13 protein-coding genes are annotated in these 17,917 nt (G+C 74.0%); 1 reads left to right on the top strand and 12 read right to left on the bottom strand.

The annotated features are described in order from the left end of the window. Positions 1 to 2 precede the first annotated feature (2 nt). The 10 genes from ACN28A_RS20890 to ACN28A_RS20845 all read right to left on the bottom strand — a co-directional run bounded on the left by ACN28A_RS20890 (position 3) and on the right by ACN28A_RS20845 (position 15,428). Positions 3 to 1,613: a PucR family transcriptional regulator gene (locus ACN28A_RS20890; protein WP_421397227.1), complete on the bottom strand. Its 1,611-nt coding sequence runs from the start codon at positions 1,611 to 1,613 to the stop codon at positions 3 to 5. A 188-nt stretch (positions 1,614 to 1,801) separates the two neighbouring features. After that, positions 1,802 to 2,908 (bottom strand): o-succinylbenzoate synthase, encoded by a 1,107-nt coding sequence (gene menC / locus ACN28A_RS20885; protein WP_421397225.1) that lies wholly within the window; start codon positions 2,906 to 2,908, stop codon positions 1,802 to 1,804. Further along, positions 2,905 to 3,879, bottom strand: a complete 975-nt coding sequence (locus ACN28A_RS20880) for a GNAT family N-acetyltransferase (protein WP_421404541.1) — start codon at positions 3,877 to 3,879, stop codon at positions 2,905 to 2,907. The genes menC and ACN28A_RS20880 overlap by 4 nt, the downstream gene beginning before the upstream one ends. A 2-nt stretch (positions 3,880 to 3,881) precedes the next feature. Next, positions 3,882 to 5,009: a M20 family metallopeptidase gene (locus tag ACN28A_RS20875; protein ID WP_421397224.1), complete on the bottom strand. Its 1,128-nt coding sequence runs from the start codon at positions 5,007 to 5,009 to the stop codon at positions 3,882 to 3,884. A gap of 1 nt (position 5,010) precedes the next feature. Continuing rightward, positions 5,011 to 8,412, bottom strand: a complete 3,402-nt coding sequence (locus ACN28A_RS20870; RefSeq protein WP_421397223.1) for a serine hydrolase — start codon at positions 8,410 to 8,412, stop codon at positions 5,011 to 5,013. Next, positions 8,409 to 9,161, bottom strand: coding sequence for an ABC transporter ATP-binding protein (locus ACN28A_RS20865; protein ID WP_421397222.1), 753 nt, complete (start codon positions 9,159 to 9,161; stop codon positions 8,409 to 8,411). The genes ACN28A_RS20870 and ACN28A_RS20865 overlap by 4 nt, the downstream gene beginning before the upstream one ends. Then, positions 9,158 to 11,140, bottom strand: coding sequence for a dipeptide/oligopeptide/nickel ABC transporter permease/ATP-binding protein (locus ACN28A_RS20860; RefSeq protein ID WP_421397220.1), 1,983 nt, complete (start codon positions 11,138 to 11,140; stop codon positions 9,158 to 9,160). Before ACN28A_RS20860 ends, ACN28A_RS20865 begins: the two co-directional genes overlap by 4 nt. 58 nt (positions 11,141 to 11,198) lie before the next feature. Then, the gene (locus ACN28A_RS20855; protein WP_421397219.1) at positions 11,199 to 12,290 is read right to left on the bottom strand and encodes an ABC transporter permease; all 1,092 of its coding nucleotides are present in this window, start codon (positions 12,288 to 12,290) and stop codon (positions 11,199 to 11,201) included. After that, positions 12,287 to 13,849, bottom strand: a complete 1,563-nt coding sequence (locus ACN28A_RS20850; protein ID WP_421397217.1) for an ABC transporter substrate-binding protein — start codon at positions 13,847 to 13,849, stop codon at positions 12,287 to 12,289. The genes ACN28A_RS20855 and ACN28A_RS20850 overlap by 4 nt, the downstream gene beginning before the upstream one ends. Before the next feature lie 175 nt (positions 13,850 to 14,024). Further along, positions 14,025 to 15,428 (bottom strand): serine hydrolase domain-containing protein, encoded by a 1,404-nt coding sequence (locus tag ACN28A_RS20845; RefSeq protein ID WP_421397216.1) that lies wholly within the window; start codon positions 15,426 to 15,428, stop codon positions 14,025 to 14,027. Positions 15,429 to 15,825: 397 nt separating this feature from the next. Between ACN28A_RS20845 and ACN28A_RS20840 the strand changes: the two genes are divergently transcribed. Continuing rightward, positions 15,826 to 16,026: a hypothetical protein gene (locus ACN28A_RS20840; RefSeq protein WP_421397215.1), complete on the top strand. Its 201-nt coding sequence runs from the start codon at positions 15,826 to 15,828 to the stop codon at positions 16,024 to 16,026. A gap of 348 nt (positions 16,027 to 16,374) precedes the next feature. On the opposite strand, the gene ACN28A_RS20835 is transcribed toward ACN28A_RS20840, so the two are convergent. Together ACN28A_RS20835 and ACN28A_RS20830 are read right to left on the bottom strand one after the other, a co-directional pair. Further along, positions 16,375 to 16,917 (bottom strand): hypothetical protein, encoded by a 543-nt coding sequence (locus ACN28A_RS20835; protein WP_421397214.1) that lies wholly within the window; start codon positions 16,915 to 16,917, stop codon positions 16,375 to 16,377. 62 nt (positions 16,918 to 16,979) lie between these two features. Beyond that, positions 16,980 to 17,897, bottom strand: coding sequence for an aminoglycoside phosphotransferase family protein (locus ACN28A_RS20830; protein WP_421397213.1), 918 nt, complete (start codon positions 17,895 to 17,897; stop codon positions 16,980 to 16,982). Between the last annotated feature and the right edge of the window lie 20 nt (positions 17,898 to 17,917).

Genomic DNA, 17,917 nt, shown 5'->3' with positions numbered 1-17,917 from the left:
GGTCAGGCCGGCGGGTTCTGCGGGCGGGGAACGAGCAGCCGGAGTTGCAGCATCGCCGCGAAGCGTTCGTCGGGGTCACGCAGGTTGATGTCGCCGACCTCGGCGAGCCGGCGGAGCCGGTAGCGGAAGGTGTTCGGGTGCACGTACGACGACTGGGCCGCCGCCGCCACGTCGCCGTAGTGGTCCAGCCAGGTTGCCAGGGTGTCGACCAGGCGGGTGCCGTGCCGGCGGTCGTACTCGATAAGTGTGCGGATGCCGCCGGTCGGGCCGTCGCCGCGGGCCGCCGCCAGGTCCCGCAGTTCCAGCAGCAGGGACTCGACGTGCACGTCGTCGATCCGGGCGGTCCGCCGGCCGCCCCGGGCCTGGACCAGCACCCGCAGGGTGCGGTCGACGCAGGTGCGGGCGTGCACCAGCTCGCTGACGTCCCGGGCCACCGGGCCGATGCCGACCACCGGGCGGTACCGGTCGCCGATTCGGTCCAGGAAGTCGGCCGCGAGGCGCTGCCCCCGGGCGTCGGTGTCGCCCGGCGCGCTCGGCAGCAGGCCGTACGCGATGCCGCCGACCAGGGCCGTGGTGCTGCGCGGCTGGACCGCGTGCAGGTACACCGCGAAGGCGTCGCCGAGCCGCTGACGCTCCTGGACGAAGGCGGGATCGTCGGCGCCCGACCCGCCGCCCGGGGAGAGCGCGGCACCGAGCAGCAGCAGCGGCTGGCCGGCCAGGCCGAGCCGTTCCAGGGCCGAGCGGGCGCCCGCGCCGCCCTCCAGCGCCGAGCTGAGCAGGTCGACCCGGAGCCGCCGCTGGACGTCGGTGCCGGCCCGCAGCCGCATCAGGTGCAGCGCCACCAGCTTGGCCGCGTCCCGCAGGGCCTCGGCCCGCTCCTCGGTGAGATCCTGGCAGGTCGCCGCCCAGATGGAGCCGAGCACCTCGTCGCCGGCCCGGACGGAGACCGCCCAGCGTGGCATCGAGTACCCGTGCCGGCCGTCCCCGATCGGGTCGATCCGCACCGGCTGGTCGGTGCGGAGCAGTTCGCGGAAGACACCACGCTCGGTGAGCACCTGCATGTAGCGCTCGGGGACCTGGCGGCCGAGGATGACCTCCACCCGTGGCGCGTCCGCCTCCTCCTGCCGGCCGGAGAAGGCGAGCACCCGGGAGCTGCGGTCCTCGATGGTGATCGGGGCGTCGATGAGGGCCGCGATCGCGTTGGCCACCGCGAACAGGTCACCGGAGGGCAGCCCCAGCAGCGACTCGGACTCGGCCACCCCGACCTCGCCCTCGGCGAGCAGCGAGCGCAGCATCGCCGCGAGGTGCGCCCACGGTGCGCCCCGACGCAGGCCGAGCAGGACCACCCCGGCCTCGTCGGCCGCCGCCCGTACCGGTGGGGTGGCCGGGACCGACGAGCGCAGGATGAGCGCGACGGCCTGCTGCGCGCCGACCTGGCCGATCAGGTCGACGATCACCGCCGGGTCGCTGACGCCGACGCCCAGCACGAGTGCGCGGGGCGGCAGCACCGGGTTGTCGTCCGGGTCGTGGATAGCCACGGCGCCGACCGGCTCGGCCCGCTCGGGATCGCCGTGCACCAGCTCCAGCAGCATCGAGCCGAGGTCGTCCAGCACGCGACCGAGGCTGGCGCGCGGTCGCGTCGACGGGACGGGGTTCGCGGTGATGGGGCACTCCCTGACCTGGGCCTCCTCGCTACGACGATAGAGGCCCGGGGTTGCCCCCGACAAACGGACGACGCCGACCGGCACGGGGCTCCGCGACGCCCGGAACTCCGCCGGCGACCTGCGGAACCTCCGACGGGTCAGACCGGGATCCACTCCACCCGGTCGGTGCACCCGGCCAGCCGGTCCGGGTCCGGGACCACGCCCAGGCCCGGGCCGGTGGGCACCGGCAGGTGTCCCCCGTCCAGCACGAACGGCTCGGTGATGTCGGCGGCGTAGTAGCGGCCGGACGCGGAGGTGTCGCCGGGCAGCGTGAAACCCGGCAACGCGGCCAGGGCCACGTTCGCGGCCCGGCCGAGGCCGGTCTCGAGCATGCCACCACACCACACGGGTACGCCGTGCGCGGCGCAGACGTCGTGGATCCGTCTCGCCTCCAGGTATCCGCCGACCCGTCCCGGTTTGACGTTGACGATCCGGCAGGCGCCGAGCCGGATCGCGGCGGCGGCGGAGGCGGCCGAGGTGATCGACTCGTCGAGGCAGACCGGGGTGCGGATCAGGCGGGCCAGGTCGGCGTGCCCGAGCACGTCCTCCTCGGCCAGCGGCTGCTCGATCAGCAGCAGGTCGAACGGGTCGAGCGCGGCGAGGTGCCGGGCGTCGGAGAGCGCGTACGCGGCGTTCGCGTCGGCCTGCAGGAGCAGCCGGTCACCGAACCGCTCGCGTACGGCGCGTACCGGCTCGACGTCCCAGCCGGGCTCGATCTTCAGCTTGATCCGGACGTACCCCTCGGCGAGGTAGCCGTCGACGGCGTCGAGCAGGGCGGGAACGCTCTCCATGATCCCGACGGAGACGCCGCAGGGCACCCGGTCCCGTACGGCGCCGAGTTCCCGGGCGAACGAGCGGCCCTCGGCCCGCAGTTCGGCGTCGAGGACGGCGGTCTCCAGCGCCGCCTTCGCCATCCGGTGCCCCTTGACCGGGGCGAGCGCACCGGCCACCGCCGGGGTGTGCGTGGGCTTCGCCGCGGCCAGCGCCGGGACGAGGTGGTCGCGCAGTACGGCAGCGGCCGCCTCGGCGTACTCCGCCGAGTAATACGGGTCGGCCATCGCGACACACTCGCCCCAGCCCTCGGCGTCCTCGGTGACGGCGCGGACCAGCAGCACCTCGCGGCTGGTCGTGGTGCCGAACGAGGTACGGAACGGGGCCACCAGGGGCATGGTGATCCGGCGCAGCTCGAATCCGGTGAGTTTCATCCATTCCTCCGCAGCACGTATCCTCCGGTCCGGTCGAACCCGACCACCGTGGCGCCCTGCGCCAGCAGGGCCGCCATCGCCTCGCGTACGGCGGCACGCCAGCGGGCGGCCAGCACGGGATCGGTGCCGCGCAGGCCGGCGATGTCCGGCGGGACGGCCACCAGACTCGTCACCCCGTCGAGGCGGCCCGGCTCGGGCGAGCCGTCCGCCGCGATGCCCAGCGCCACCACCGCGCCGGCAGCCGGACCGGGCCCGGCCGGCGGGCGGGGTGGCGGCGTACCGCCATCCGCCCGGGCGCAGGCCGCCGCGACGGCCGGATCGCGCAGCGGCCAGTGCACGAGCAGCCGGTCGGTGTCGCTGTTCTGGTTGACCCCGTCCGCCATCAGGCCGTAGAAGTTCGGCAGGTACTCGACCGGCCGGGCGGCCAGCTTGACGATGTTGAAGAAGGCGTTCCGGGACACCAGCGGGTCGAAGGTCCAGGTGATCTGGTCGACGCCCCGGCACATCGTCCAGGCCCGCTGGTGCAGCTTGAGGGCGAAGCCGACGCGCCGGCCGACCAGCTCGGGCGAGACGCCGGCGATGTGGCTGTGCAGGGTGTCCTCCGCCGGGGCGTGGAAGAAGCCGACGCACGCCCCGACCAGCTCGTCGGCCACGAAGGCACCGCCGACGTAGTTGCCCGCCTTGCCGAAGGCCCGCAGCAGTTCGAGGCTCATCGGCGGGTTGGCGTCCCGGCCCCAGATCCGGGCGAGCAGCCGGACGACCCGCTCCAGGTCGCGCAGCTCGGTCACCTCCCGCACGCCGACCCCGGCCGCCTCGGCGGCGTGCCGGGCACTCGCCACCGCCTCCTCCACGGCGTCCCGGGCGCTGCCGACCGGACCGTCGTACCCGGGCCGCGCATCCCGCGCATCCGGGACGGCGGCGGTGTCGCACGGCGGGGCACCGACGCCGTCCGGGTTCTCCGAACTCGTCATGGTCACCGGGGATCCGTCGTTCCGGGTCGGACCGGCGCGGCGGAGCGCAGCTCGGCGATCAGCGAGCTGAGCAGCGCCGTACGACCGGGAAGGAAGTCCAGCAGGACGTGCTCGTCGTCGGCGTGGGCACCGCCGCCGACCGCGCCGAGACCGTCCAGGGTGGGCGTACCGGTGCCGGCGGTCAGGTTGCCGTCCGAGGCGCCGCCGACGGCGGTGCCGACCAGCGGCGGCAGCCCGAGCGTGCCGGCCAGCTCCTGCGCCCGGGCGAACAGCGCGGCGGAGGCGGCGGCCTCCATCGGCGGCCGGTTCGGTCCACCGGTCACCGCCAGGACGGCGCCGGGCAGTACGGCCGGAAGGCGCCGCATCGCGTCGTCCACCCGGTCCTGCTCGGCCGCCGACCGGACCCGGACGTCGACCGCGACGCTGCCGCCGGCCGGTACCGTGTTGGCGCTCGTGCCCGCCCGGGACAGTGTCGGCGTCACGGTCGTGCCCAGGCCAGTGTCGCCGAGCGCGGCGATCCGCAGCACCTGGTGGGCCAGTTCGACGGTGGCGTTGATCCCGCGCTCCGGGGCGAGCCCGGCATGCGCGGCCCGGCCGGTGACGACCAGCTCGTAGCGCGACACGCCCTTGCGCTCGGTCTTCAGCCCGCCCCCGTCGGCAGCCGCCTCCAGCACCAGCGCCGCCCCGGCCGCCTGCGCCTCGGACTCGACGAGCTGCCGCGAGGTGGGCGAACCCAGCTCCTCGTCGCCGGTCACCAACAGGGTGATCCCGTCCCGGCCGGGCAGCCCGGAGATCGCCTGGAAGGCCATCGCCACACCCGTCTTCATGTCCAGGCAACCGGGGCCGCGCAGCACGCCGCCGGAGACGTCGTACGGGATGCGTTCGAGCGTCCCGACCGGCCAGACGGTGTCGTGGTGGCCCAGCACCAGCACCCGGGACGGCCCGGGGCCGAACCGCCAGCGCAGGTGGGTACGGCCGGCCACGACGATCCGCTCCGGTGGCGGCCCGCCCAGCCGGGCGGCACCGACCCGGGCGACCACCTCGGCGCTGCGCGCGACGGCGGCGAGGTCGGTGGAGGGCGACTCGCACTCCACGAGTGCCCGGACGTCGGCCAGCAGTGCGTCGAGCATCTCAGGCCACCCTCGGGGTGGCCCGGGCACCGAAGTGCACGTACCGTTCCCCGGTCGCCAGCTCGTAGAAGGTGACCGGATACCAGGTCGTGCGCTGCGCGGGCGTGGTCAGGAACAGGCCCGGACCGGCCGGGACCAGCGGCTGCACCTCCACCGGGTCCGGCACGAGCGCGGCCAGCGGCCCGGTGAGGGTGGTCCGGATCCGGGGCCCGGAGTCGCCCTCCCCGGCCAGCACCTCGATCCGCACCGAGGCGCGCTCGTAGGTGCCGACGTACGGGGTGATGTCGGCCGGCACCGGTTCGGCCGGCGGGGTGACCGGCTCCGGCATCCGCACGCCGGCGAGCTCGGCGAACAGCTCGGCGAAGAGGTCCTGGTAGAGGTCGCGGGCGCTCTCCTTGTTGGTCAGCAGGGTGACCGCCAGCCCCTGCTCGGGCAGCACCCGCAGGAACGCCGCCTGCCCGATGGTGTTGCCGTCGTGTCCGAGCAGCCGGTGCCCGTCCCAGCCGAAGCGGATCCAGCCGAGGCCCCACGAGTCGCCGAGCGACAGCTTGTCCGGCAGCTCGGCGTGCCGGTCGGCCATCGCCGCGACCGACCCGGCGGCGAGTACCCGTTGACCATCCGGCCCGAGGCCGCCGGTCAGGTGCAGCCGGGCGAAGGCCAGTACGTCGGCCGCGTTCGCGCTCACCATCCCGGCGGGTCCGATCGAGCGGGGCAGGTGCCACACCGGCGCCGGGACGACCTCGCCGTCGTGCTCGACGTGACCGGCCGCGGCCGGATGCAGGAGTACGTCCTCCGGCAGGGTCGCCGTCGCGGCCAGGCCGAGCGGGGTGTAGAGCCGTTCCCGCATCGCCTCGTCCCAGCTCTGCCCGGTGATCTCCTCGATGATCCGGCCGAGCACCGTGTAGCCGGCGTTGCAGTACGACCAGGTCGCGCCGAGCGGATGGTTCTGGGTCTGCTCGGCGAGCAGGTCCACGTAGCGCCGCAGGCAGTCGTCGCCGCGCCCGGTGTCGGTGAAGACGTCGCCGTCGATGCCGCTGGTGTGCGTGAGCAGGTGTCGGGCGGTGACCCGGGCCGCCACCTCCGGGTCGGCGAGCCGCAGCCCCGGCAGCACGTCGGCGACCGGGGCGTCCAGGTCCAGCCGTCCCTCGTCGACAAGCTGCATGACCACGGTCGCGGTCCAGACCTTTGTGACCGAGCCGATCTGGAAGAGGGCGCGCGGCGTCACCGGTCGCCCCGAGGCGGTGTCCAGCACGCCGGCGCAGACCTCTACCTGTTCGTCCTCGTCGCCGGGCTCGGTGGCCAGTCGCAGGATGCCGAGCTGGGCGCCGGGCACCGCATACCGTTCGGCGAGCTGGGCGAGGCGCCGCTGCCAGTACCCGGCGTCGACGGGGGCCCGGCCACCCCGGCGGGTGTGCTGTTCGACCCAGTCCACCACCCGCCGGTTGTAGTCGATCCGCTGCGACGGCGGCCCGGCCAGCAGGAACACGTGCGAGGCGTCCGGATAGCGCACCAACCGGGTCGGCACGCCCCGCTGCCGCAGCGCCGTGTGCCACTGCTGTGCCTGGCCGGCCGGGCAGGTGAGGTCGTCGGCGCCATGCAGCAGCAGGGTGGGGGTCCGCACGTCGGCGACCCGGGTGAGCGGCGACATCTCGGCGTACCGCTTCGGCTCCTGCCAAGGCGGGCCACCCAGCTCGTACGCGCTGAGGAACTGGCCGTCGTCGCAGGTGCCGGCCATGCTGACCAGGTCGGCCACGGTGCCGCCCGCGACGGCCGCCGCGAACCGGTCGTCGTGCCCGGTCAGCCAGCAGGTCATGAACCCCCCGTAGCTGTATCCGGTGACGGCCAGCCGGTCCGGGTCGGCGATCCCCTCGGCGACCAGGGCGTCGACCGGTTCGAGCAGGTCGGGTGCGTCGGCCACCCCCCAGGCGCCGTTCACGGCGTCGTAGGTCGCCGCGCCGTACCCGTCGCTGCCGCGCGGGTTGACGATCAGCACGACCCAGCCGCGCCGGACGAGTTCCTGGTGGTAGAGGTGCACCTCGTCGGCCGCGCCGTTCCACGCGTTGTGCGGCCCGCCGTGGATGTCCAGCAGCAGCGGTCGCGGTCCCGGGGCGTCGCCGTCGCGGATCAACCAGCCCTGCACCGTGTGGCCGTCGGAGATCCGGAAGCTGCGCTCCTCCCTGGTGAAGAGTTCGACGTCGGCGAGCGCGCGGCCGTGCCCGGTCAGCACCCGCTCGGCCCCGCCGGCCAAATCCAGCACGGCGATCTCACCGAACGAGTCCGGGGTGGCGAGCACCAGCGCGGCGCGGCCCGACCGGACCGAGAGGCCGTCGACGACCCGGCCCGCCCCGGCCAGCACCGGGCGCGGGTCGGTGCCGTCGACGGCCACCGACCACAGGTGCGTGCAGCCCTGGTCGCGGAGGCAGAACAGCACCCGCCCGTCGTGCTCCTGGGGCAGCCCGCCCGGGTACGCGATGCCACCCGGCATGACGTTGCGGTCCACCCCGCCGGCGAGGTCCACCGGCTCGCCGCCGTCCAGCGGTACCCGGAACAGCCCGGCGTGCCCGACGGGGTCGCCCGGCCAGCCCACCACGAGCAGGGCGGACCCGTCGGCGGTGAAGCCGACCGTGCGGGCCACCCCCTCGGCCGACCCGACCGTCCGGACAGCCCGGTCCTCGACCGCCAGCAGGTGCACCGCCGCGCGGAACCGCAGGTCGCTGTCGTCGCCGACGGCACGCACGAAGGCCAGCTCCGTGCCGTCCGGCGACCAGACCGGTGTGCCGGCGTCGTGCGGCCCGTCGGTGAGCACCCGGCACCGCCCGGTGTCGACGTCGACCACGTGCAGCTGCCGCCGCACCGCACCGAACATGCCGGCGCCGTCGGCCTGGTAGTCCAGCCGGTCGGCGACCAGCGGCGCCGCCGCGTTGCGGGTCTCCGCTCCCGGGTCGACGGGGGCGGCGAAGGCGAGCCGGCTGCCGTCCGGGCTCCACGCCGGGGTGCCGGCCGGCCGGGACAGCTCGGTGAGCACCCGCGGTTCGCCGCCGGCCGTCGGGGCCACCGCGACCTGCCCGGCGCGCAGGAACGCCAGTTGGCTGCCGTCCGGGCTCCACACCGGCGACGTGTCGTCCGGACCGGCGGTCAACCGGCGGGCGCTTCCGCCGCCGGTGGGGACCACCCACAGCTCCCGGACGGCACGGTCCGCCGTCCCGTCCTGGCCGCGCAGCACGTACGCGACGTGCGAGCCGTCCGGCGCCAGGGCCGGCTCGGCGGGCACGGCCAGGGCGAGGAGGTCGTCGATGCGCAGCCGTCGGGTCGCGGGTTGGTCCGTCGCGGGTTGGTCCGTCGCGGGTTGGTCCGTCGCGGGTTGCTCCGTCGCGGGTTGGTCCGTCGCGGGTTGGTCCGTCACGGGTTGCTCCTAGCGGTGAGGCGGTGGCCGGGGACCGCGTCGAGCAGTGCCCGGGTGTACTCGTGGGAGGGCGCGGTCAGCACCTGGTCGGCGGGACCCCGCTCCACGATGCGGCCGCGCAGCATGATCGCCACCTGGTCCGCGACGTACCGGACCACGGCCAGGTTGTGCGAGATGAACAGGATGGAGAGCCCGAGTTCGCGCTGTAGTTCCCGGACCAGGTTGAGGATGGCGCCCTGGATCGACACGTCCAGCGCGGAGGTGATCTCGTCGGCGATCACCACCCGGGGTCGGCCGGCGATCGCCCGGGCGAGCGCGACGCGCTGCCGCTGCCCGCCGGAGAGCTGCCCGGGGTACGCGCCCGCGCGCGCCGGGTCGAGGTGCACGAGTTCCAGCAGCCGGGCCACCTCGGCCCGGCGCCGCGGGCGCGACACTCCCGGCGGCATCGCCTCGGCGACGGTCTCGCCGATCGTCATCCGCGGGTCGAGCGAGGAGTAGGGATCCTGGAAGACCATCTGCACCGGTCGGGGCCGCCCCCGGGCCGGGACGGGCCGGCCGTCCAGCAGGATCCGGCCGCCGGTCGGCGGCACCAGGCCGACGGCGGCGCGGGCCAGTGTGGACTTGCCGGAGCCGGACTCACCCACCAGCCCCAGCACCCGGCCGGCGGGCACCCGCAGGGTGACGGCGTCGACCGCCGTCGACCGTCCGTACCGGACGGTCACCTCCTCGAAGCTCAACTCGCTCGTCACCTCTGCACCGCCTGGGCGGAGGACGGTGGCGGCTGTACCGCCGGCTTCGGTTCCCGGGTCTCCCACTCGTCGTGCGGCGTCGGCGCCGTGGGCGGGCGGGCGTGCCAGCACGCCACCCGGTGTCCCGACGGATGCCGCCGCAGGGGCGGATCCTCGTCCCGGCAGCGCTGGGTGGCCAGCGGGCAGCGGGCAGCGTACGCGCACCCGTCGGGCAGTTCGGCCGGGTCCACCGGACGTCCGGGGATCACCGGCAGCGGCCGGTCCAGCGGCGAGTCCATCCGGGGTACCGCCCCGACCAGCGCCCGGGTGTACGGGTGCAGCGCGCCCCCGGCCAGCCGCTCGGTGGGCAGGTCCTCGACGACGCGGCCGGCGTACATCACCAGTACCCGGTCGCAGACCTCGCTGACCACCGCGACGTCGTGACTGATCAGCAGCAGCGCCACGTCGTCGGCGGCCCGGATCGCGGTCAGCAGGTCCAGTACCTGCCGCTGGACCGTGACGTCCAGGGCGGTGGTCGGCTCGTCGGCGACGATGAGCGCCGGGCTGCCCATCAGACCCATGCCGATCATGGCGCGTTGCCGCATGCCGCCGGAGAACTCGTGCGGGTACTGCCGGGCCCGGCGCTCGGGGTCGCCGATGCGCACGGCCCGCAGCCGGTCCACCGCCCGGGCGAACGCCTCGCGACGGTTGCGCCCGTGGTGGTGCCGGGACACCTCGGCGAGCTGGCCGCCGATCCGCCGGGTCGGGTTGAACGAGCTGGCCGGGTCCTGGAACACCATCGCGAGCGAGCTGCCGAGCAGCCGGCGTTGCACCGCGGAGTCGGGTGCCCGCAGGTCGGTGCCGAGCAGGTGCAGGCGTTCCGCGTCGACCTGTCCGGCCGGGTCGGTCAGCCGGGAGACGGCGAGCGCGGTGAGCGACTTGCCGGAGCCGGACTCGCCGACCACGGCGACCGCCTCGCCGCGCCGGATGGTGAACGTCACGCCCCGGACCGGCCGCACCGGGCGGTCCGCGCCGGGGAAGCTGACGGTGAGGTCCCGGACGTCGAGCACCACGTCGTCGGCCGGCTCCTCGGCCGGCTCATCGGCGGCTCCGTCCATCGTGGACCGGCGCTCGCCGCCCGCCGCCCGCCGCTCCGGCCGGCCGGCGGGCAGCACCGGCGCCCCGGCGAGGCCGACCAGCGCGGCCATCCCGAAGCCCTTGGCCACCGCCTCGCCGAGCAGGTTGAGCGCCAGGCCGGCGACCAGCACCGCCAGTGCCGGGGCGATCGCGGCGGCCGGGTTGAGGTAGAGCACGCCGACGCCGTCGTAGAGCAGCCGGCCCCAGTCGTACCCGGGTGCCTGCACGCCGAGGCCGAGGAAGGAGAGGCCGGCGAAGGCGAGCAGCGCGCCGCCGGCACCGATCGTCGCGTTGACGACAAGCGGCTCGGCGATGTTCGGCAGCAGGTGGCGCAGCAGGACGCGGAACCGGCCCACCCCGGCGACCCGGGCGGCGGCCACGAAGTCGCGGGCCGCGACCCCGGCGACCAGGGTCTGCACCAGCCGGGCGAACATCGGCGCCCCGGCCAGCCCGATGGCCAGCACCGCACCGGTCGCACCGACCCCGAAGACCACCGCGAAGAAGAGTGCGAGCAGCAGGCCGGGGAAGGCGATCGCGATCTGCACGGCGCCCGAGACGAGCCGGCCGGCCCGCCGGCCGAGCAGCCACGGCGCGGTGCCGAGCAGCAGCCCCACCAGCACGGTGAGGGCGGTGGCGGCGAGCGCGAGGCCGACCGACAGCCGGGTCGCCTCGAGTACCCGGAACGCGATGTCCCGGCCCAGGTTGTCGGTGCCGGCCCAGTGCTCGGCCGACGGTCCGGCGAGCAGGTTGCCGGTGTCCACGGCGTTCGCCCGCCCGCTCCACGGCGCCGGACCGATCACGGCGAGCACCAGGATCACCAGCACCAGCCCGGCGGCGGTCCGGCCGGTCGGGGTACCCAGCACCCGGAGCCAACGGTTTCCGGCGGGTTTACCCGGCATCCGAAGCCAGCGGTTCTGCACCTCAGTCCTCCCGGATCATCGACCGAGGGTCGAGCAGCGCGAGCGCGACGTCGACGGCGGTGTTGACCAGCAGCACGCCCAGGCCGTAGACGAGCACGATGGCCTGCACCAGCGGGTAGTCCTTGCTGAGGATCGACCGCACGATGGTGGTGCCCAGGCCGGGCCAGGCGAAGACGTTCTCGACGAGTACGGTGCCGGCGACCATCGAGCCGAGGAGCAGGCCGCAGAGGGTCAGTGCGGCGGTGGCGGCGTTGGGCAGGGCGTGGCCGAGGTAGAGCGAGCGGGCCGGCAGCCGCTTGGCGCGGGCCGTACGCAGGTAGTCGGCGTCCAGCACGCTGACCATCTCCACCCGCAGGATGCGGGCCAGGACCGCCGCCGGCCCGACGGCGAGGGCCAGCACCGGCAGCACGTACCCGGCGGCGCTGGTGTTGCCGGCCACCGGCAGCCACTGCAGGGTGACGCCGAGCAGGTAGACCAGGCCGACGCCGAGCAGGAAGTCCGGGATCGCGCCGAGCACGACACTGCCGGTGGTGAAGGCCACCTCGGTGCGCCGGCCGCGACCGCGCCGGGTGAGTACCCCCATCGACACCCCGATCGGTACGGCGAGGGCGACCGCGGCGACGAAGGCCAGTACGGCAAGGGTCAGGGTGGCCGGCAGCCGCTGGCCGACGACCTCGCTCACCGGCAGCCGGGTCTGGATCGAGATCCCCAGATCCCCGGCGAACAGCCCCTTCAGGTACCCGAGGTACTGGGTCAGCAGCGGGTCGTCCAGGCCCAGCGCGGCACGCCGCTCGGCCACCAGTGCCGCCGGGGCCGTCGGACCGAGCGCGGAGCGGACCGGGTCGCCGGGCACCAGGTGGATCATCAGGAACGAGGCGGTGACGAGTACCCAGAGCGACACCAGCAGCCGGGCGGCCCGGCGCAGCGCGAACCGGAGCCAGACGTTGCCGGCGATCCGGCGGGCCGGCGGCGGTGCGGGCGCTGGTCCCTCCCCCTGCACCGCCGCCGGCTCCTCCTCCCCCTCCGCCGGCTCCGGCCGGACGGATGCGGCGACCCTGCCGATCCGCCGCGTGCCGAGCCGGTCGGCGGTCATCGGTCGAGCATCCGGATGCTCGTCGGAACGAGCTGGCCGGGCATGGCGAACCGGGCCTTGACGCCGTACGTCGGCACCTGCTGGTTCGCGAACGGCACCACGTCGGCGGCCCTCACCAGTGCGGTCTCGGCTTCGAGCCAGCTGGCGCAGCCGGCTACGCCGTCCAGGGTGTTCGCCTTCTTGACGGCCTCGTCGTACCCGCTGTTGCTGATGCCGGCGAAGTTGGTGCCGTTCGGCACGCTCGGCCCGGACAGGAACGGCACGAGCTGGTCGGGGCTGTTGACGTTGATCGACACCCAGGCGATGTCCCAGTCACCGCTGCCGAAGAGGGTCTGGTTCAGCACGTCCGCGCTCTGCGGCTTGGCGGTGACCTCGACTCCCGCGGCCTTCCACTGCTGCACCGCGAGTTCCGCGGCGGCGGTGACCGCGCTGCCCCCGGTGGTCGGGTACGCGAAGGTCAGCGGCCGGCCGGCGACCTTCTTCAGCGCCTCGGTGGCCGCGGCCTGGTCGCGGGCCGGCAGCGCCGAGCCGAGGTCCCCGCCGGGGCAGGCGAGCGGCTCGAGCGCGGCGAGCGCGGTGGGCGGGGTGCCCTTGCCGGCGGAGAGCACGGTCCGCAGCTCGGTGAGGTCGAGCGCCTGGGTCAGGGCCAGCCGGACGGCCGGGTCGGCGGTGGCCCGGCCCTGCGCCTGGTTGTACCACTGCTCGCCGAGCACCGCCGTGGTGCGCGCCGCGAACAGGCCGGCCTTCTCCAGCCGCTCGGCGTCCGGGCCGGTGACCTGTGCGCTGTTCAGTTCGCCTGCGAGCAGCAGGTTCGCGGCGGTGGCGGGGTTCTCCACGATCTTCACCACGACGGTGTCCGGCATCCCCGGGGTGGCGGTAGTCGCGCCGTCCGGCCCCCAGGTGTAGCCCTCCCGGATGGCGTACGTGTAGTGGTCGCCGGGCACCGCCTCGGTCAGGGTGTACGGCCCGGTGCCCGAGGTGCCCTTCGCCAGCGTGTCGCGGTCGGCCATCCCGGCCGGGCAGACGATCGGCAGGCTCGCCAACCCGTTCAGCACGAACGGTGCCGGCGCGGCCAGCTTCAGGGTCACCGTGCGGGTGGCGTCGTCGCCGGTGGCGGTCGCCCCGACCGGCAGGAACGTGCCGAGGAACGGGCTCTTGTTCTCCGGGTCGCCGACGTAGCCGAGGTTGTCGCTCACCATCTTCGCCGTGACCGGGGTACCGTCGGCGCAGGTGACGCCCTTGCGCAGGGTGAGGGTCACCTCGGCGCCCTGCGCGGTCCACTTCTCGGCGAGCTGTGACCTGATCTCGCCGCTCTCCGGGTCGACGCTCACCAGCGTGTCGTAGCCGAGCTGGCTGACGGTGAACAGCGCCGTGGCGGCCGAGGACTGCGGGTCGAGGTTGCCCGGGTCGGCGCCGACCGCCATCGTGAAGGTGCCGCCGTCCACGACCTGCCCCTGGGCCTGCTGGCCGTTGCCGCCTCCACCGCCGCAGCCGGCCAGTGCCAGCGAGACGCAGATCCCTGCGGTACCGACGGCTCTCGTGCTGTTCGGAAGTTTCATCTCCAGGAGTTCCTTTCAGCTGCCGGCTCGACGGGGTGGGCGTGGTGCGGTCTGGGGACGGCCCGGCGCGTCCGGCTCAGCCGGCCGGTGTGGTGGCGTCCGCCCGGGTTCAACCGGCCGGTGTCGTGGCGTCCACCCGGGTTCAACCGGCCGGTGTCGTGGCGTCCACCCGGGTTCAACCGGCCGGTGTCGTGGCGTCCACCCGGCGGACGGCCCGGCCGACGTGCAGGAACCGGGCGCGGCCCGCGCCGTCGTCGCCGACGAACGCGTGCGGTAGGTGGATACCGTGCTCAGGCTCCAGCGGGATGAGGCTGTCGCCCCGGTAGTGCACGAGTTCCCGGCGGGACGGCTGCCCCACGAGTTCGGCGATGTCGCCCCTGGGTGTCTGCTCGATCCAGATCCGGCCGTCCTCGTCCTGGCTGACCGCCAGCTCCGCCACCTGCGACGTGTACGTCCCGACGAACCGCCGCGCGTCCACCGGCTCCGGATGCTCCGGTGGCCGCGGCAGGTCGGGCAGCCCGACGCTGCCGAGTTCGCCCAGCACGAGCCGGAAGACGTCCCGGTAGAGCGACATCGCGTCCCCGCCGTTGGTCAGCAGGGTCACCGCGAGCCCGTCCTCGACGACGATGCGCAGGAAGGCGGCCTGTCCGATGGTGTTGCCGTCGTGCCCGACCAGCGCACCGGTCGGGGTGTCGAAGCGTTCGAAGCCCAGCCCCCACGAGGTGCCCATCAGCCCGAGGTCGGGCAGTCCCACCTCGCGTTGCCGCATCCGGGCCGCGGTGCCCGGCGCCAGCACCTGCGTGCCGTCGGCGGCCCGGCCGTCCGCGAGGTGCATCCGGGCGAAGCCGAGCAGGTCGCGGGGGCGCATCGCGAGCATGGCGCCGGCCGGGGCGTTGGACCGGGCGAGTGCCCAGACCGGCGCCGGACGCGGATCGGCGCCCGGCTCCGGCGCCAGGTGCCCGACCGCGACCCGGTGCAGGATCGCCTCGTACGGTCCGGTCGCCGCGTGGGTCAGGCCGAGCGGCCCGATCAGGTGCCGTCGCAGGCACTCGTCGTACGGGATTCCGCGCACCACCTCGACGAGCCGGCCGAGCACGCAGTACCCGGCGTTGTTGTACGAGAACTGCTCGCCGGGTGCGAAGAGTTGCGGGACGTCGTGCAGGGTGTCGACGAACCTGGCCAGGCAATCGTCGCCGACGCCGGTGTCGGTGAAGATGTCGCCCTCGAAGCCCGCCGTGTGGTTCAACAGTTGCCGGGTGGTGACGACGGCGGCTGCCGCCTCGTCGCCGATCCGGAACTCCGGCAGGTACGTCCGGACCGGCTCGTCCAGCTCGACCCTGCCCTCGTCGACCAGTTGCAGCACGAGGGTGCTCGTCCAGAGCTTCGTGATCGAGCCGATCTGGAAGAGCGAGTCGGGCGTCGCCTCGACCCCGGTGCCGGTGCTGAGCAGCCCGGCGGCACCGTCGACGATCTGGCCGTCGTGCAGGACGGCCCAGGCCGCTCCCGGTATCCGGTGTTCGCGGAGGAGTTCGGGAACCCGGGCCGCCAGGATGGCCTGGACCTCTGTGACCGTCGCCATATCGCGATCGTAAAGTTCGAGGTCGGGCCCGGTGTTTGTCGATCCGGACGAAAGTTCAGGCCTGCCCTGGTCCGATCGCACAACCAGGGAGCGGTCTTCGCCCACAAGTACCTGCCGGTGAGCGGGATCACGCCAGGTGCTTGACTGGTCAATTTTCCGCGCGTAAATTTTACGTACGTCAATATGTTCCGCTGGAAGTAGGTGAAGCTTGTTGAAGTCCCTCGCTGTCGCCGCAGCCGTCGCAGGCGTGCTGGCCACCGCATCTCCCGCCTCGGCGGCGACAAACTCTGCAGCAGGTTACGGAATCTGGCCGCCCGGGAACTGCGCGCAGGGCACGTTCTGCGGTTGGGCCAACACGGATCACCCGGCGGAGGGTCCCACCGCGCCTCCGTCCCTGGTGACCACCACCGACTGGTCCGGCAACGTCACGGTGTTCAACTTCTACAACTACACGTCCCGCAACGTCGACATCACCTGGACCGCCACGTGGTCCGGGACGGTCTACACCGGCACCCTCTGCGCCACCTCTGGCGACGGGCACCTGTACGTGCCCATGACCGTGACGAGGGTGGCCTTCCACACGCGCAACTGCATCTGATCTTCCGCTCGCGTTCACCGACTACCGCGAAGGCCGGTACAAGCCGGCCACCGACAAGGGCGAGCGGATCGTTCCCTGACTCCTCCGACACGAACTCCGAGTTCCTCAGGGGTGGTCGGAGTTCGTGTCGGAGGAGTCGCGCCGAAGGTCCATCTCGCGGTCAGTTCACCTACCGGGGTGTCCGGGTTGCGAGGACAGCGATCGTCGAGCTTCGACAACAGGATCGGGCTGTCCGATGAGACCACCCCTCAGGGATGCCGCCGGCCGCGTTCGAGTCGGCCCGCCACCGCCCGGACGAGATCGTCGGACGGAGCCGTCCGCGTACCCGAACCATGGATTCCCCGGCGATCAGGCCGGCGCCGGCCGGCGGCGCAGCTCGCGGATGACGCCGTGCCGCTTCAGTGCCCAGGCCAGGCGGCGGGCCGGGCGGTGCCGCAGGAGCAGCAGCGCCACCTCCCGGACCAGGGTCAGCCGGTGGCCACGGAACTCGTCCTCCAGCACCTTCCACACCAGGGTCCGCATCCCCGGTGACTCGAGTGCGTCCCGGATCTCGGCGCGGACGGCGGGATCGTCCAGAGCGGACCGGATCGACGCCGCGAGATCCGGGCGGTCGGCGAGGTTCTCCGCGATCGCGGCGGCGAGGCTGTGCCGGATGTCGTCGGTCTCCACCAGCAGCAGGACCGCGGCGCGGATCTCCGCCGTCTCCAGAGCCGACCGCAGCAGCTCCATCGCCCGGCGCCGCACCTCGTCGTCGGGATGGTCGGGATCGTCGACGGCCAGCGCGGCGAGCAGCGACGTCACCTCGTCAAGGTCGATCAGGTGCCGCAGGCCAGCCCGGAAGTCGGGTCGTTCCCAGGCGGCGAGCAGCACCCTGACCACACTGCGATCCATGGCCCTCACCTACCCGGTCGCCACCCGGCTCGAAACGGACGGGTTAGCGGTGACCGTCGGGATCAGTGGATCGTGGCGACCAGGCGTCGCAGGGCGGCCCGGGCGGGTGGGCCCCAGCTGGGCTTTCCGCCGGGGCGGCCGTTGACGCCTGCGTCACCGATGAGGATGCCGGCGAGGGCGCGCGCCATCGCCGCGCCTCGGGCACGGCGGATCGTGGCGGTGTCCGCGCTGGGCTGGTAGGCCGCGTGGAAGCGCTCGGTGGCGTCGTCGTCCGGTAGCAGCAGCCAGGCGGCGGCGAGGTCGTACGCCGGGTCGCCCACGCAGAGGTCGCCGAAGTCGATCACGCCGCAGAGGGTGCCGTCGGCGGTGAGGACGTTGGCCGGGTGCAGGTCGGCGTGCAGCCACAGCGGCGGGCCGGTCCACCGGGGTGCACCTACCGCGTCCTGCCAGACGGCGAGGACGGCCTCCGGGTCGTCGACAAGCCCTCGTTCGGTGGCCGAGGCCAGCCCGCTGACGAACCCCTCGGTGTGCTCGGCCAGTGGCCCGCCCCGGTCCCGGCCGACCGGCGCACCGTCGGGAGCGGGTTGGTGCAGAGCCGTCAGGAAGGCAGCCAGGGTCTCGGCCGCGTCGCCGGCTCGGGTGACGGGGACCTGGTCGGCGGGTGTGCCCGGAACCCAGGTGGTGACGATCCAGGGTCGAGGAAACCGTTCGGAGGGCTCACCGAAGCGCTGCGGAACGGGAATCGGCAGCGGAAGCCGTGGGGCCAGCGTCGGCAGCCAGGCGTACTCCTTGCGCAGCAGCGCGTCCGCGTGTCCGGTCGCCCAGGGAAGCCGGACGGCGAGGTCGGCACCGAGTCGCCAGAGCTGGTTGTCCCAGCCCCGCGCACCGAGCCGGACCGGGCGGTCGGCCAGGTCGGGGTGCTGGTCGCCTACCAGCTCCCGGACCAGCTCCGCGGTGATCTCGGTCTCGACGTGGGCCACGCTGAGCCACAGTAGTACCA

Source organism: Plantactinospora sp. WMMB782 (assembly GCF_049179135.1).
Lineage (GTDB): Bacteria > Actinomycetota > Actinomycetes > Mycobacteriales > Micromonosporaceae > Plantactinospora.
Note: the sequence above shows the minus strand (reverse complement) of the source record. Positions and strands in the feature narration are given on the sequence as shown.